The organism is Bradyrhizobium sp. CCBAU 51753 (genome assembly GCF_015291565.1).
GTDB classification, from domain to species: Bacteria; Pseudomonadota; Alphaproteobacteria; order Rhizobiales; family Xanthobacteraceae; genus Bradyrhizobium; species Bradyrhizobium ivorense.
In genome coordinates this window covers 3,445,651-3,461,226 of record NZ_CP030037.1, presented here as the reverse complement: position 1 = coordinate 3,461,226, position 15,576 = coordinate 3,445,651, and the positions used below count along the sequence as shown (strand labels likewise).

Here is a 15,576-nt window from a genome sequence, read left to right as displayed (position 1 = left end):
GTGGCCGCGATGGAATCATTCTCTCATCGGCAATTTACGCAGCAATTCGATGCTAAGGCAGGCCCCCGCGCGCATAGGTGCATCCCGCACCTGCAGCATCGCAAAGCCGTGATTGGACACAACAAAGTCCCTGGACCGCCGTCACCTATGACGGCCCAGGGCAAGGCGGGAGAAAGTCCTGCGTATCCGTCAGGAATACATCAGCGCGGTTTCGCCGGTCGGTCCCGGATGCACGAGGCGCAACCGCGCAATGTAGCTGCGTCCCTCGAACAGCCGGTGCGTGATCTTGGCGTTGCGCTCCTCGCCGCTGTCGTCGTCGCCGGTGAGATAGCGCGATGTCCCGTCGACGTCCTCGAACAGCACCAGCGTCGTGTCGGAAGCGCCCTTGGTCTCGACGGTGTATTTTCGTGTCGCCGTGGGCTTGATCGCGTAGTCCATCTGCTGGCCCGCGGCCAGGGTGGCCACCGCCGGCTGGAACGGCGCCAGCGTTGCCAGCGTCGGCTGCAGCGGCGGATACCATTTCTGCACCCATGTCTTGTCGCCGGCGGAGAGCGTGGCCGGCGGCGTGATGCCGTCGGTCTCATATCTCTTCGGTTCGGCGATCAGGCCGGCCTCGAACTCGTACTCCATGATCGAATCGGGATCCCAGGTCGACCCCTGGACCTGCTGCGGCGTCAGCTTCTCCAGGATGTTGTGGAAGATGGTCTGGCGATCCCAGCTGTTGGGTGGCGCGCTCAGCGATTGGTAGACGGCGTCCTCGTGCCACTTGATGCCGGCAAACGGATTCTGATGCTCGTGCTCCATGCCCAGCACGTGTCCGATCTCGTGCAGCGCAGTGCCGGCTCCGTAGTGCGAGGTCAGATCCCAGCCATAGACCGTGGTCGGCTCGTTCGCGGGCACGTCCAGCACGTCGCGTCCGACCGACGATGCGGACGAGCCGTCCGCCGTCGAGTAGCCGATCCGCACCTCGGCTTCGCTGAGCTGACTGACCTCCTTGAAATCGAGGCCGATGCCGATCGCCTTCCACTTCTTGAACGCCTCGCGCACCGCGTCCGCCTGGGTCGTGGGGACCGCGAAATGGCCTGCGGTGTAGAAGCAATAGTGCAGCACCGTTCCGTTCACCCATTTGGTCCTGGTCCCGATGATGGCGCGCGCCCGGTTGGGATCGCCCATCACGATTGGGCTGAGCGGCGGCGGGACCCGGGGTGCGTTCCGGCAGAACGGACGGGCCTGAGCTTTGACGATCGGGCTTTTGATGACCGCGGACTTCTTTGCATAGTTGCGGGTTCGGGATCGCGCCATGGCTGGCTCCATGAATATGCGCCCGACGGCGGAATCGATGTGCCCGACGGCGGGGCGCCAATGAACAATACGAGTTCAGAAAAATTGCACCCCAGGATAGCATCGATCTCAGAATGCAAGTGTGAACGCCGCCACACTCCGCTCCGCGGGAACAACGCCCGGATCTTGCGGTCAGGTCTTGTTGTGTCTGATCTTGGGACGTTACGTCTTGGGACGCTTCTTCAGCCGCGCCCGCTTCGGCAGCAGGCCCGGCCAGCGCACGATGTGATCCTCGAGGTCGGCGTCGTTGACGTCGAGCTCGGTGCCCTCCACCCGGCCGCGCACCGAGACGCCGGCCTCATGGACGGTGTTGGGATCGCCGGAGATCAGGGGATGCCACCAATAGAGGTCCCGCCCCTCGGCCACCAGCCGGTAGCCGCAACTCGGCGGCAACCAGTTCAGGGTGCGCACGTTTTCGGGCGTCAGGCGGACGCAATCCGGAACCTTGTCGGAACGGTTCGGGTAGTCCTTGCAGGTGCACAGGCCGGCGTCGAGCAGCTTGCAGGAGATGTGGGTGAAATAGATCTTGCCGGTGTCCTCGTCCTCGAGCTTCTCCAGGCAGCAGCGTGCGCAGCCGTCACACAGGCTCTCCCATTCGGCGTTGGACATCTCTTCCAACGTCTTGGTTTTCCAGAAGAATCCCGTCTGGTCCGATGGGTGCTTGGGCGGTGCGGTCATGATTCCCTGTTAAGGTCGATGCGGTTCTTCTTGGGGTGCCGGCCGCAGCCGCGCAAGGGGGTGGTTTTGCGGGGCCGCAAAAGGCGGTGGGCAGCGTTAGGGGTTTCATTAAATTCGCCAGCCGCGCCATTGGTTTATGACGGCCGCTCGGATAGAACAACGAACAAGCCCCCAACGACGCAAAAGCGCCTTGGGTTTGCCGCAACATCGAAGCATGACGCGCGTTTGAGTGCCTCGCCGGGCGCTCGGAACGCTCAACCGATCAAGGGCTCTGGTGCCTAGGTTCCTGCCAAACGACTGGATAAGGCGGTTCAACAATCTCCGCCTCGATCTGGATGCACGGTTCGACTCGGCGCTGTTCCAGTCGGCGCGCGGCCTGCGCGAGCTCTACGAGCGCTACTCCACCTTCATGGACCGCTTCTATATCGGCCGCTGGAAGCGTTGGGTGTTCATCGAGCCGCTGTCGGAGGCCGCGACCCTCGGCCTCGGCGGCATGATCCTGCTGCTGACGCTGGCGATCCCCGCCTTCCGCGAGACCGCCGACGAGGACTGGCTGAAGAAATCCGACCTCGCGGTGAGCTTCCTCGACCGTTACGGCAACCCGATCGGCAGCCGCGGCATCAAGCACAACGACTCGATCCCGCTGGAAGATTTTCCCGACAACCTGATCAAGGCGACGCTCGCCACCGAAGACCGCCGCTTCTACGATCATTTCGGCATCGACATTCCGGGCCTGGCGCGCGCGCTGGTCACCAACGCGCAGGCCGGCGGCGTCCGCCAGGGCGGTTCGTCGATCACCCAGCAGCTTGCGAAAAATCTGTTCCTGAACAATGAGCGCACCATCGAGCGCAAGGTGAAGGAAGCCTTCCTTGCGATCTGGCTGGAGACCCGCCTCACCAAGAACGAGATCCTGAAGCTCTATCTCGACCGCGCCTATATGGGCGGCGGCACCTTCGGCGTCGACGGCGCGGCGCATTTCTACTTCAACAAGTCGGTGCGCGACGTGAACCTCGCGGAGGCCGCGATGCTCGCCGGCCTGTTCAAGGCGCCGACCAAATACGCTCCGCACATCAACCTGCCGGCCGCGCGTGCCCGCGCCAACGTCGTGCTCGACAACCTCGTCGATGCCGGCTTCATGACCGAGGGCCAGGTGTTCGGCGCCCGCCGCAATCCGGCGGTGGCGGTCGACCGGCGCGACGAGAACTCGCCGAACTACTATCTCGACTACGCCTTCGACGAGATGCGCAAGCTGGTCGACACCTTCCCGAGATCCTACACCGAGCGCGTGTTCGTGGTGCGCACCGCGATCGACATGAACGTGCAGAAGGCGGCCGAGGAAGCCATCGAGAACCAGCTCCGCCAGTTCGGTCGCGATTATCACGCCACCCAGGCGGCGACCGTGGTGTCCGATCTCGACGGCGGCATCCGTGCCATGGTCGGCGGCCGCGACTACGGCGCGAGCCAGTTCAACCGCGCCACCGACGCCTATCGTCAGCCGGGTTCGTCGTTCAAGCCCTATGTCTATACGACGGCGCTGCTGAATGGCTACACGCCGAACTCGAAGATCGTCGACGGCCCGGTCTGCATCGGCAACTGGTGCCCGCAGAACTATGGCCATTCCTATTCCGGATCGGTGACGCTGACGCAGGCGATCACCCGCTCGATCAATGTGGTGCCGGTCAAGCTTTCGATCGAGCTCGGCAAGAACATCGGCGGTCCGAAGGCCGGCCGCGCCAAGATCATCGAAGTGGCGCGCCGCTTCGGCATCAAGGCGCCGCTGCCCGACACGCCGTCGCTGCCGATCGGCTCGGACGAAGTGACCGTCATCGAGCACGCGGTTGCGTATGCGACCTTCCCGAACCGCGGCAAGGCGGTGACGCCGCATTCCGTGCTGGAAGTGCGCACCGGCGCCGGCGATCTGGTGTGGCGCTGGGACCGCGACGGGCCGAAGCCGCGTCAGGCGATCCCGCCGAATATCGCCGCCGACATGGCGGGCATGATGAGCCACGTGGTCAGCGAAGGCACCGCGCGCCGCGCTGCGCTCGACGGCATTCCGACCGCGGGCAAGACCGGCACCACCAACGCCTACCGTGACGCCTGGTTCGTCGGCTACACCGGCAACTTCACCTGCGCGGTCTGGTACGGCAATGACGACTATTCGCCGACCAACCGCATGACCGGCGGCTCGCTGCCGGCGCAGACCTGGCACGACATCATGGTCGCCGCGCATCAGGGCGTCGAGGTGCGCGAGCTGGTCGGCGTCGGCATGGGCCAGAAGCTGCCGCAGCAGCCGGCGCAGGCCAATGCCCAGGCCAATGCCGCGCCGAAGATTCTGGAGACCAAGCCGGGTCCGCCGCCGGTGTTGACCAAGCGCGGCGCCGATGTCCTGGTGCGGGTCGAGAAGCTGCTCGACGACGCGGCCAGGACCGCCGACAAGGCCAGCGGCAAGACCACGCTGAACGACCCCAAGGCCGGCAAGGCTGAATCGTCGAGCGCGCTGGCGTTCCCTGAAAACTACATCGCCGCAGCCGGGCCGGACGGCGCCACCGGCACCACCACGGCGACCGTGCCACGCAAGAACTGACGTGCGGCTGATCCTCACCACCCTGCTGGCGCTCGTGATCGCCGCCGCCGTCGGGCTCGGCCTGACCTATGCGACGGCGACGCGCGGCACCGATCTCGGCACGCTGAAGATCGGCGCCTGGACCGCGCGGCCGAAGAACGGCACCTCCGACGTCGATCCCTATTCGCGCGCCACCATCGCCCGCAGCGGTGAGCTGCCGGTCGGCACCGGCGACGGCATCGCCTTCACCGCCACCACCGACGACAAGAACAAGCCGCTCGACGGCCGCTGCGACGTCGTAGTCAGCGGCGTCACCCCGGCGGCGCGGTTCTGGACGCTGACGCTGTTCGACCGCAAGGGCCATCTCGTCGCCAACTCGCTGCAGCGCTACGGCTTCACCAGCCAGGAGATCATCCGCGCCTCCGACGGCACCTTCGAGATCCACATCGCCTCGCGTTCGCGCGCCGGCAACTGGCTGCCGACCGGCGGCATCGAGCGCTACGCGCTGATGTTGCGGCTGTACGACACCCCGGTCGGGGTTGCGACCCGCACCCAGCGCGACGCGCCGATGCCGGCCGTTGCTACGACGGGGTGCCCATGATCCGCATCGTGTTCACCATCCTGGCGGGCGTGCTGCTTGGCGGCGTGGTGCATCTCGTCAGCGTGCTGGCGCTGCCGCGGATCGCTTCGCAGGACGCCTATTCGCGGCTGACGCCGATGACCAAGCTCAACGAGGTGACGCAGCTGCCGCTGGCCGATCCGAGCAACTCGCCGATGCCGCTGATGGACCCGGCGTTCGCGGTGGCGATCTGCCGCTACGATCTGTCGGGCGGACCGCTCAAGCTCACCGTGCCGGTGAGCCAGGCCTATACCTCGGTGTCGTTCTACACCCGCAACGAGGTCGCCTATTACGCCATCAACGATCGCTCCGCCGGCAAGAAGGTGATCGAGCTCGATCTGATGACGGAGGCCCAGCACAACGACATCCCCGAAGACGAGGAAGTCACGGCCGCCGACCGCCTGATCATCGACTCGCCGACGACGACGGGACTGATCCTGTTGAAGGCGCTGGCGCCCGAGCCCGGCCTGATGCCGCAGGCGCGGGCCTCGCTGGCGGCCTCGACGTGCAAGCCGCAGACCGAGCCGGTGGCAGCCAAGCAGGAGGCGCCGCCGCCCCCGCCCGCTCCGGCGCCGCCGCCGCCCGCGCCGCGCAAGCGCTAGGCCGCCGCAGCCGCGTGCCGGCCGCAGCGGCAGGTCTCGTAGTCGACGGGATCGTGGCTGTTGACGATGGTGACGGTCGCGCCATGCGCCGCCTTCAGCTGGCGCAGCCGCTCCTGGTTCCGGATGCGCGTCGCGCGATCCATGTCCGCCCGGCGCTGGAACATGCCGAGCACCAGCGGCATCCGCGGCCTGGCATCGAGCTGCGCGTGATGGAAATAGGCATCGCCGGCGTGCAGCAGCCACCCGCCATTGTGGCGCACCGCGATCCCGCAATGCCCGAGCGTGTGGCCCGGCAACGGGATCATCAAGATATCCGGCTCGCGGTCGCCGAGCGCGCGCACGCCCGCAAAGCCGAACCAGTCCTCGCCGCCCTCGCCGTATAACGCCCAGTCCGGCCCATGCTGCCATTGCGCCGTGATGTAGCGCCCCACCGGCGGCGCGACCTGACGCGTCACCGCCATCTCGTACTCGCGGCGATGGACATGCACCTTCGCGTTCGGAAAGTCCGGTACCCCACCCGCATGGTCGCGATCGAGATGCGTCAGCAACACGTGACGCACGTCGCTCGGTGCGAAGCCGAGCGCCTGCACCTGGCGGACCGCGGTCTCGGCCGGGTCGAGCCGCGGCGTAGTCTGCCGCACCCATTTGCGCCCGAGCCGCGGCGGGTCGGCGATATCGTCGAGACCGATGCCGGTATCGACCAGCACCAGGCCGTCATTGCGCTCGACCAGCAGGCAATGACAGACCATCCGCGCCCGCTGAAAGATGCTGCCGTCACCGTTCACGAGCCGCTTTCCGATCGGGCACATCGTGCCGGTGTTGAGATGATGAATGCGCATGACAGGCCCTCCGCTGAACTCGGGTGCAGGCTTGCCAGCGGCAGCGCCATAGGTAAAATATTGTCTTCCTATCCATTCAATAGGTCTGGACTATGGATATCCGCGAGCTCCGCTATTTCGCTGCGGTCTACCGCGAGCGCAACCTGACCGCGGCGGCGCGGCGCTGCTTCATCTCGCAGCCGTCGATCTCGGCGGCGATCACCGATCTCGAGGCGGAGCTCGGCACCACGCTGTTCATCCGGCACAAGAAGGGCATGGCGCCGACCGAGTCGGCCGCGCAGTTCCACAGCATTGCCCGCAGGATCATCGACGAGGCCGACGCGGCGAAGAACCTGTTTCGCAAACCGGTGACGCAGAAGGCGCTGACGCTCGGATTGTTGCGGACGCTCGATCAGGCGCGGACCATCGCCTTGCTGAAACCGCTGACCGGCAACGCCGACCTCGCGCTGCGGCTGGTCGGCGCCGGCGAGAAGGCCGACGCGCGGATCGTCGCACGGACGATGATCGGGGCAAGCGAGCACTTCATTCCGCTGTGGAGCGAGCGCTACGTCGCGGCGCTGCCGCCGTCGCATCCGCTTACCTTGAAGGAGACGCTGCGGACCACCGACTTCGCCGGCGTTCCGATGATCGACCGCTGCCATTGCGAGCAGCAGGATTTCTTCAAGCGCACCGCGCCGCCGCGCAAGCCGGTGGCGATCGCCGAATCGGAGGAATGGGCGATGGCGCTGGTTGCAGCCGGGGTCGGCGTCGCGATCGTTCCCGAGGGCGTGGCGCGCGGCAATCCCGACGTTGCGGTGCGCGCGATCGAGATCGATGTGAGGCGCGAGATCGGCCTCGCCTATCCCTCGGCCAAGCCGCCGTCGGATGCACTGAAGGAATTCATTGCCAGCCTGCCGCGGCAACAAGCGAAGCGCAGCGCGCGAGCGGCAAGGGGGAAAGCGAAGCCGACTTAACCCTTCGACACCGCCACCGCCGCCTGGCACGCGGCCGGCGGCGTGGTGCCGGCGAGCCGGGCAAGCTCGTTGATCTGGCGTTCGGCGTCGGCAGCCATGCCGTCCGGCGCCTGGATCACCAGCCGCTCCAACGCCCAGCGATAGGACGAGATCCGCCGCTCCAGGCTCACCTGCACCCATTGCACGATCAGCGCGTTCTCCTCCATCCGCGCCACCGCATCCGCCCGCTCGCGCGGCGACACGTCGGCAATCGCCTTGAGGCTGGCGCTGCGCTTGCAGTCCAGCGCGATCACCTGCGCCGCCGTGGCGAAGAACGGCTCGAACCGCGTGATGTCGTCGCGGACGTGGTCGATCAGCAGCGAATAGCGCGAGGCGAACGAGCGGTGCGGCTCGTCGATCAGATTGCGGCCGTAGGCGGTGCGGTCGAACACCACGTTCTGCCGCCACGGCGCCGGCAGCCTCTGGTAGTCGCCGAACACGCTCTTCCATGCCGGCCGCGACAGCGGCGACTCGATGAACTGGTAGGCCAGATCGCGCAGCTGCCGTTCATGCTCGGTGAGCTGGAATTGCGAGGCCTTCATGCCGACGCTGCCGTTCGCCTCGGCGCCGAGCCAGCGATGCATGTCGTCGTTGCGGAAGTCGGCGCGGGTGCGGCCGAAATCGCCGCCACTGCAGCCGCCGAGCGCCGCGCCCGCCAGCAGCAGGATCAGCGCCGGGATGATCGGCCGCGCACGCTCCGGCATTGCTCGATGTCCTAAGGGTCAGGAGCGCCGGCGCCGGCGGCGGCCCGGTGCGGTCCCCTGCTCCGGTCCGCGATCGCCGCCGGTCTCCTCGACGGTTCGCTCGATCCGCACCACGGGGAGGATCAGCACGGTGCCGACACGTTCGCCTGCGGCGTCCGTCACGCTCGGCCGCCGCGTCGCCGCATCCGCCGGAAATTCGACGATGGTGCCCATGTTCCGCTCTCTCTGGCCCCGCACGGACATGATTTGCCCCGCGCTGGCCGAGTTAAGAACGGGCATGGTTAACGACATCTTAAGCCGGCACTACGGACGGTTACGGATGTGGCGCTGTGCCCAATTCGACACGCGCAATTCGAGCGTTCGGCTTCACGACCTGTTTTCCTTAACTGCCCCTTAAAACAGCCCGCGTAGGCTCGCCTCGACAACGATTTCCAGAACTCGAAGCTTTACCCAGTCGCGTACGCCTGAATGAGCGCAGCTCCACTATTTCCGGGTTTCGATGGGCTGATGACGCTCTCCCGTCGCGAGGGCGTCGACATTCGCCCGACCCTGCTGCGCGTGCTGACCGACCTCTATGTGCAGGCAAGTGCCCACTCCGCGGACGAGGAGCGGCAATTCGTCGAGCTGACCTCGCGGTTGATCGACGAGGTCGATGACGCGACGCGCGCCGCGGTGCGTGCCCGCCTTGCGGTCTATCCGGCGACACCGGCCATCATCCTGGACAAGCTCGGGCTGCGGCGCGCCGATGCCGCGCAGCCAGCGACGGCGGCCGCGCCGATTCCGATGCCCGCGGCGGCCGCGCAATCGGCCAGGGCTCCGACCGATGTCGAGTTGCGGATGGCGGCGAGCCTGTCGATGCGGCCGAACGATGCCGCCGAAATCTCCGACATGTTCTTTGCCGCCAGCACCAGCGAGCGTGCGCAGATCCTGCACAATCTGCAGGATACGCCGCTGAAGGCCGCGGCGCGGATTCCCGCCGCCCGCGCCGCGCGCGCGATCCATATCCTGGAGATGGCCGCGTTCGCCGAGGACATCGACAATTTCGCGCTCGAGCTCGGCGAAGCCTTGATCCTGCCGTCGCGGATCGCGGCGCAGGTGGTGAGCGATCCCGGCGGCGAACCGCTGGCCTGCGCGATGCGCGCGCTCGACGTATCGGGCGCCGCGTTCCAGCGCATCCTGATGTTCCTCAATCCGGAAGCGGGTTCGTCGGTCAACTATGTCTATCGGCTGTCGCGGCTCTACGATCGCCTCAGCGAACGCTCGGCACTGGTGATGCTGGCGGCATGGCGCGGCTCGACCATGGCGGTGGCGCGCGCGAAATATCGCTCGTCGCTCTACGACGACGAGCACCATCGCGTCCGCGCGACGCCGGCACAGACGCGACCGGTGGTGCAGCCCGGCAGCGCGCCGGCAATCCGCAATCGCAAATCCTAGTTCTTCGCCAGATCGAGAAAGTGCCGCCCGGCGCGGTCCTCGGTCTCGACGATCCACGCATCGGGATCGAAGCGGAGCTCCTTGGCCAATCGCTGCTCGACCGTCGGCTCGGGCACCGGCTGCGGCGCGGTCGGCACGAACAGCCGCTCGACCGGACGGCTGTCGTCATAGACCGTCTGCGGCGCCGGCGCATACAGCACGGCGTTGCCGTCCATCAGCGCCACCTTGACGAACACCGCGCCGGCCTCCTCGGCGCCCTTCTTGCGGACCGCGCCGAACACGCCTTCGGTCTGGCAGCGGCGCAGATAGGCCGCGACCCAAATGGAAGTTTTCAATCGCATGCGGCGACCTATAGGCCAGCGACGCGGCCTCGTCCAATCATCAGATCCCAGCGCCTTGACCGTCCGACCAGCCGCTCATATCCTTCCCCTCGCGGTGCAAGCCGCACCCGGGTCCACGGGAAGGGTTGAACCCACTTGCAGCCTCCAAGCGGCAAACTAAGCCTTTGTGCAAGCCGGTTTTGTGGACCATCGGCGATTGATGCACGGAGGTTTCCATGAATCGATCGTCCGACCGATCGCCCGCGCGATTGAATCTCGAACATCTGAAGAAGCAGGCCAAGGAGCTCATTCGCCAATACCGGCGACAGGCGCCGGAGGCTTATGCGCGTTTTCGCAGCGCGCTTCCGGCGGCGACCGGGCGCAGCGACGCCGCCATCGCAGCGCTCGATCTGCGGCTCCACGATGCGCAGTCCTGCGTGGCGCGCGATCTCGGCTTTGCCTCATGGCCCGACCTCAAGCGCTATGTCGAGGCGCAGTTGCCGCTCGGCAAAAGCAAGGACGATCGGGTGCGACGCTGGCTGCAGCTGGTCTACGCCGGCGACGTCGACGGCACCGCCGATCGCGCCAATCCACGCGTTGCGGCGCGGATGCTCGCCGAGGATCTCGATCTCGCCGCTGACGATCCGTATCTTGCCTGCGCCATCGGTGATGAAGACAAGGTGCGGCAGGCTGCGGCGAACGATCCGAGTTGGGTGAACCGGCCGGGCGGTCCGCTAAAATTGCCGCCGCTGGTCGCCGTGACGCATTCCAGCCTGCTGCAGATCCCGGAATTTCGCGCGCGCCTGCATCGCTGCGCGCGCCTGCTGCTGCAGGCCGGCGCCGATCCCGATCAGCACATCAGCAGCCGCTGGCCGCCGGGTTCGCTCGAGCAGCCCGACGATCAAAATCCGCTGTCGGCGCTGTATGGCGCCGCCGGGCGCAACCACGATCTCGAGCTGACCAATCTGCTGCTCGAGGCCGGCGCCAACCCCAACGACAATGAGTCGCTGTATCACTCCCTCGAAGGCTTCGTGACGACAGGCGCCCTGCTCGCGCACGGCGCGCGGATCGCGGGCACCAATGCGATGTACAAGGTGCTCGACGGCGAAAACGTCGCGGCGCTCGAATTGCTGCTCAAGCACGGCGGCGACCCGAACGAGCCCGCCGGCACCGCGCCATTGACCGATTGCGGCTCGCCGCTGATGTGGGCGATCCGGCGGCGGCGCTCGCGCCGTTGCATCGCGACGCTGCTCGATGCCGGGGCCGATCCGCATGCCAGGACGCCCGACGGCCTCGGCGCCTACCGCTTCGCGCTGCAATTCGGACTGACCGATGTCGCCGATCTGCTGCGCGAACGCAGCGGCGCAGAGACACTCCCCGACGACGAGCGGTTCGTCGCCGCCTGCGCCCGCGGTGATGAGCGTGAGGCGCGCCGCATCCAGGCCGAACGGCCCGATCTTCCCGGCGCGCTGTCAGCGCCGCAGTTGCGTTTGCTTCCCGAGCTCGCCGCGGCCGGTGCCGATGACGGCGTGCGGCTGATGGTCAGCTTGGGCTGGCCGATCGCGGTGCGCGGCGGCGATTGGGATGGCTCTGCGCTCAATCACGCCGTGTTCCGCGGCAATGCCGGACTGACGCGCTTCCTGCTCGAGCACGGTGCGCAATGGACCGAGCAGCACGGCTTTGGCGACAACGCATCCGGCTCGCTGTCCTGGGCCTCCTGCAACGAACCGGTCGAAGGCGGCGATTGGGCCGGCTGCGCGCAGGCCCTGCTCGACCACGGCATGCCGCGCGCCACACCGGATCCCAACGATCCGGAATGGGTTTTGGTTGCCGGGCGCAGGAAGCTGTTCTCCGACGAGGTCAGAGACGTCCTGCTCGGCGACGCCGCGTAAGGGGCAGTGAATGCATTGAGCCGTCATTGCGAGGAGCGACAGCGACGGAGCAATCCATCGCTCCGCGTGACCGGTGAGATGGATTGCTTCGCTTCGCTCGCAATGACGTGGATAGAGCTCAGCGGTAACTGCCGCCGTCGCGTGAGGAGCTGAGCTACTCGATCGAATGACCGATCATCGCGGTGAGTTCGTGCACCAGGCGATCGGACATCTGACCGGTCACCGGCAGCTTGCGGGCGCGCTCGAACTTCGCGATCGCGGTCTGGGTGTCCGCGCCGATGGTGCCGGTCGGCTTGAGCTGGCCGTAGCCATATTGCGTCAGCGCGCGCTGGACCGCGGCGATCCGCTTTCCGGCCGCGTTCTGGTGCGCGGTCGGCGCGGTCGGGATCGGCGCCGGCGGACGGATGACGCTGGACGGCGCGGCAGCCGCTGCCGGGGCGGTCGACTTCGTCACCAGATTGGCCATCGGGTCGGAAGGCTTGCTCTCGGCCGGCCTGGGTTCGACCGGCTTGGCGTCCTGTCTGGCTTCGACCGGCTTGGTTTCCACGGCCCTGGTCTCGACCGGCTTCGGCAGCTCCACGGCAGCCGGCTCGGCCGGACGCGCGGCAGCTTCGGCCGGACGCGGGCGCGGCAACGGACTGGCGACGGCCGCGGCCGGCGCCGGCGGAGGCAACGTCACAACCGAACCGCCGAACATCGGCGACGGGTGACGGCCGGCCTGCAGGAACAGCGCGTTGGTCAGGATCGCGACAATGGCGGCCGCGGCGAGCACGCCTGCGACCATGTCCTTTGGACTGTACAGCAGCACGCGCAGCAGCAGGCCGCGCTCCTGCTCGGCCTCGATCGCCACCGCCTTGGCGCCGCGGCGACGGCGCGGCGCTTCATCGTCATCCAAAGTCTGTCTAGGCACTCTTCTTCACCTGCTGAGCTTGCTCTTGTAGTCCGGACCGCAGCGCGGGCTTCAGCGTCGAGACGTTGCTGGACGGCTCGCTCGCGGCCTGCGGCGTGAACGCCAACGGCAGCGCGACCGAGACCGTGGTCCCCTCGCCCACCTTGCTTTCCACATTCAGTTCGCCGTTGTGCAGGCCGACCAGCCCCTTGACGATCGACAGGCCAAGGCCGGTGCCTTCGTGGCGGCGCTGATAGGTCTTGCCGGCCTGGAAGAACGGGTCGCCGATCCGCTTGAGGTCGTCGGCGGCGATCCCGACACCGGTATCGGAGACGCGCAGCACCAGCCGCGATCCCTCGACCATGGCCGACACAGTGACCTTGCCGCCGCGTTCGGTGAACTTGATGGCGTTGGAGACGAGATTGAGCACGATCTGCTTGAACGCGCGCGGGTCGCCGTTCAGGTTCGGCAGATCGTCCGCCACGCGGGTGACGAGGTCGACGCCGCTCTCGCGCGCCTTCAAGGCCACCAGGTTGCAGCAATTGAGCAGCGCCGGCCGTGGCGCGAACGGCTCCGGCGAAATCTCGAAATTTCCGGACTCCATCTTCGACATGTCGAGGATGCCGTTGACCACCGACAGCAGATGCTGGCCGGAATCGTTGATCAGCTGCGCGTATTCCTTGCGGCGCGCGGCATCGAGCCCGAGCACGTCTTCCTGCGCGATCATCTCGGAGAAGCCGATGATGGCGTTGAGCGGCGTGCGCAGCTCGTGGCTCATGGTGGCGAGGAAGCGCGTCTTCGACGCATCGGCCTGCTCGGCGGCGTTGCGCGCCTGCTCCAGCGCCTGCTCCTGCGTCTTGCGCTCGGTGATGTCGCGGATCACGGCGACGACTTCGGCGTCGGCGTCGGCAGCGGCCTGATCGAGCGGACGGCAACGCATCTCGACCCAGATGAAGTCGGTGCCGCCGCCCTGGCTCCACGCCGCGTCGCGGCGCAGCCGAAACTCGACGCTGCGCGACTCGCCGCCGCGCGCGGCGTCCGACAGCGCGGTGAGATAGGCCGGGCGATCGGCGACGTGAACGCGGTCGAACAGGCCGTGGCCGAGCAGCCTTGATGCCGGCACGCCGAGCATGATCTCGGCCGCCGGCGAGATGAAGCGCACCGCGCCGTTGCGGCTGTGCCGCGACAGCACGTCGCTCATGTTGTGCGCCAGCAGGCGGTAGCGGTCTTCCTCGACATAAAGCAGCGCCACGCTGGTGCGCGCCAGCGACTCGGCGCCGAAGGCGAGCCCGGCCGCATAGAAGATCGCGGACACGACGCCGAAGCCGACCAGCATGCTGCTCGCCGCCACCGCCGGATCGGCGGGCGGCAGCACGTGATAGTGTCCGAGCACGCTGAGCAGCGCCGCGCAGATCATCGCCAGCGCGAAGGCAAACGCCACCACGCGCCGCGACGCCGACAGCGCCGCCTCGAGCGGAATCACGATCAGCCACACCGCGGCGAACGAGGTGATGCCGCCGGTGGTCGCGGCAATGGTCATCACGAGGCCCGCGAGCGCGAGCGACGACAGCACATGCGCGCCTTCATAGCGGCCGGTGCGCGACAGGAACCATGACAGCAGGATCGGCGCGGTCAGCCAGGCGAACGCCGCGACCTCGGTCGCGGTGGGCGCACCGCGCATCGCAAGAAACACCGGGAAGGATGCGAGCGCCGCCAGGCTGCCGAGCAGCCGCGGCGCCATGAAGGCACGATGGCGTGCGCGCGTCAGCGCATCATATTGCGCCGACGGATGCAGCAGCGCATCCAGGCAATCGCGGATCAGACTCACAATACTCACAGCACTCGCGCTTCGGCTCGATCGTCAGACAGACGCGCCGGAACGCCTCCTTCGTGATTGCAGGCCAACGTGTCAGAGCGAACTTAAGCGAACGCTAAGGCGGGGCGGCCTGCCGCCAAACACCGTGCATTGGCAGCCCTCCGGCCGGCTATTCACCGCGCATTTGTCGGGGATGGTGAACGAGGGGTTTCCGGATGCGAGGATCTATGGTTTCGAATTGGTGGACGCGGCGCAAACTGCACATCCGCCCCGCTTGCCGCCATCAATCGAAAATTTACGCCGAATCAAATCAGGCGGATTTTTCGCGATTCTTCGGCGGATTTACTTCAATGCAAATACTTCCGATTTAGCGAGCGATGCTAGGCGTAAAGCCAACCGCGGCATCGACCGCAAAAGAGAAGACAGACGACCGGGATCGCGCCATGTTTTTCCTGCTGCGTTTGGCATTCTGGCTCGGGCTAGTGCTCGTGCTGCTGCCCAGGGACAAGACACCAGAATCGGAGAAGGTGCCGCAGGTCAGCGCGTCCGACGCGGTGTCGGCGGCGACCGCGACCATCAACGACATGGGCCAGTTCTGCAAACGCCAGCCCGCGGCCTGCGAGGTCGGCGGCCAGGCCGCGACCGCGATCGGCCAGCGTGCGACCGACGGCGCGCGCAAGATCTATCAGATCATCACCGACAAGAAGCCGCCCGACCACACCGGCTCGATCGGCACCGAGGATGCCGACGTAGCCCTTGCCGCGACCCGCGACACGCTGACTTCGGACGATCAGGCGATCGAATTCCGCGCTCCGCCGACGCCCTAACTCGCAAATTTAGCCGCGGAACCGGTTCCATTTCCGTCGCTTTCGTGGCCCGCCTTCCCT

15 protein-coding genes are annotated in these 15,576 nt (G+C 66.9%); 7 read left to right on the top strand and 8 right to left on the bottom strand.

Annotation, left to right across the window (positions count from 1 at the left end; translation table 11 throughout):
• Window positions 1–189: 189 nt before the first annotated feature.
• Window positions 190–1,302, bottom strand: a complete 1,113-nt coding sequence (locus tag XH93_RS15340; protein ID WP_210340486.1) for a M12 family metallopeptidase — start codon at window positions 1,300–1,302, stop codon at window positions 190–192.
• A 201-nt stretch (window positions 1,303–1,503) separates the two neighbouring features.
• Window positions 1,504–2,019, bottom strand: coding sequence for a YcgN family cysteine cluster protein (locus tag XH93_RS15335; protein WP_139857545.1), 516 nt, complete (start codon window positions 2,017–2,019; stop codon window positions 1,504–1,506).
• Between the two features lie 274 nt (window positions 2,020–2,293).
• Between XH93_RS15335 and XH93_RS15330 the strand changes: the two genes are divergently transcribed.
• From XH93_RS15330 to XH93_RS15320, 3 genes are read left to right on the top strand one after another with little or no spacing between them, the layout of a single operon-like run.
• Entirely contained in the window at window positions 2,294–4,603 is a 2,310-nt protein-coding gene (locus XH93_RS15330; protein ID WP_194474163.1) for a transglycosylase domain-containing protein, read from the top strand.
• 1 nt (window position 4,604) lies between these two features.
• A complete protein-coding gene (locus XH93_RS15325) occupies window positions 4,605–5,183 on the top strand; it encodes a DUF1214 domain-containing protein (protein ID WP_194474162.1) in 579 nt (192 codons plus the stop codon).
• Complete coding sequence (locus tag XH93_RS15320) at window positions 5,180–5,803, top strand: DUF1254 domain-containing protein (protein WP_139857542.1); 624 nt, start codon at window positions 5,180–5,182, stop codon at window positions 5,801–5,803. The genes XH93_RS15325 and XH93_RS15320 overlap by 4 nt, the downstream gene beginning before the upstream one ends.
• On the opposite strand, the gene XH93_RS15315 is transcribed toward XH93_RS15320, so the two are convergent.
• Window positions 5,800–6,642, bottom strand: coding sequence for an MBL fold metallo-hydrolase (locus tag XH93_RS15315; RefSeq protein ID WP_194474161.1), 843 nt, complete (start codon window positions 6,640–6,642; stop codon window positions 5,800–5,802). The two genes, XH93_RS15320 and XH93_RS15315, sit on opposite strands and share 4 nt — an antisense overlap.
• A gap of 92 nt (window positions 6,643–6,734) precedes the next feature.
• Here XH93_RS15315 and XH93_RS15310 point away from each other — a divergent pair, with 92 nt between their 5' ends.
• A complete protein-coding gene (locus XH93_RS15310; RefSeq protein ID WP_194474160.1) occupies window positions 6,735–7,595 on the top strand; it encodes a LysR family transcriptional regulator in 861 nt (286 codons plus the stop codon).
• Here XH93_RS15310 and XH93_RS15305 read toward each other — a convergent pair.
• Both XH93_RS15305 and XH93_RS15300 read right to left on the bottom strand, forming a co-directional pair.
• Entirely contained in the window at window positions 7,592–8,338 is a 747-nt protein-coding gene (locus XH93_RS15305) for a hypothetical protein (protein WP_194474159.1), read from the bottom strand. The genes XH93_RS15310 and XH93_RS15305 overlap by 4 nt on opposite strands.
• A gap of 18 nt (window positions 8,339–8,356) precedes the next feature.
• Window positions 8,357–8,551 carry a hypothetical protein gene (locus XH93_RS15300; RefSeq protein WP_139857538.1) on the bottom strand — a complete coding sequence of 65 codons (195 nt, stop codon included), beginning with the start codon at window positions 8,549–8,551 and terminating at the stop codon, window positions 8,357–8,359.
• A 294-nt stretch (window positions 8,552–8,845) separates the two neighbouring features.
• Here XH93_RS15300 and XH93_RS15295 point away from each other — a divergent pair, with 294 nt between their 5' ends.
• Window positions 8,846–9,772, top strand: a complete 927-nt coding sequence (locus XH93_RS15295) for a DUF2336 domain-containing protein (RefSeq protein ID WP_246799627.1) — start codon at window positions 8,846–8,848, stop codon at window positions 9,770–9,772.
• Here the strand turns inward: XH93_RS15295 and XH93_RS15290 are convergent.
• Window positions 9,769–10,113, bottom strand: coding sequence for a DUF1491 family protein (locus XH93_RS15290; RefSeq protein WP_194474157.1), 345 nt, complete (start codon window positions 10,111–10,113; stop codon window positions 9,769–9,771). The genes XH93_RS15295 and XH93_RS15290 overlap by 4 nt on opposite strands.
• A 215-nt stretch (window positions 10,114–10,328) precedes the next feature.
• On the opposite strand from XH93_RS15290, the gene XH93_RS15285 reads away from it, so the two are divergent.
• Window positions 10,329–11,984: an ankyrin repeat domain-containing protein gene (locus tag XH93_RS15285; protein ID WP_194474156.1), complete on the top strand. Its 1,656-nt coding sequence runs from the start codon at window positions 10,329–10,331 to the stop codon at window positions 11,982–11,984.
• A 154-nt stretch (window positions 11,985–12,138) separates the two neighbouring features.
• Here the strand turns inward: XH93_RS15285 and XH93_RS15280 are convergent, their stop codons facing one another.
• Window positions 12,139–12,894: a peptidoglycan-binding domain-containing protein gene (locus XH93_RS15280; protein WP_194474155.1), complete on the bottom strand. Its 756-nt coding sequence runs from the start codon at window positions 12,892–12,894 to the stop codon at window positions 12,139–12,141.
• A complete protein-coding gene (locus XH93_RS15275; protein WP_194475152.1) occupies window positions 12,887–14,701 on the bottom strand; it encodes a PAS domain-containing sensor histidine kinase in 1,815 nt (604 codons plus the stop codon). The genes XH93_RS15280 and XH93_RS15275 overlap by 8 nt, the downstream gene beginning before the upstream one ends.
• A gap of 431 nt (window positions 14,702–15,132) precedes the next feature.
• Between XH93_RS15275 and XH93_RS15270 the strand changes: the two genes are divergently transcribed.
• Window positions 15,133–15,516, top strand: coding sequence for a DUF5330 domain-containing protein (locus tag XH93_RS15270; RefSeq protein ID WP_194474154.1), 384 nt, complete (start codon window positions 15,133–15,135; stop codon window positions 15,514–15,516).
• Window positions 15,517–15,576 lie beyond the last annotated feature (60 nt).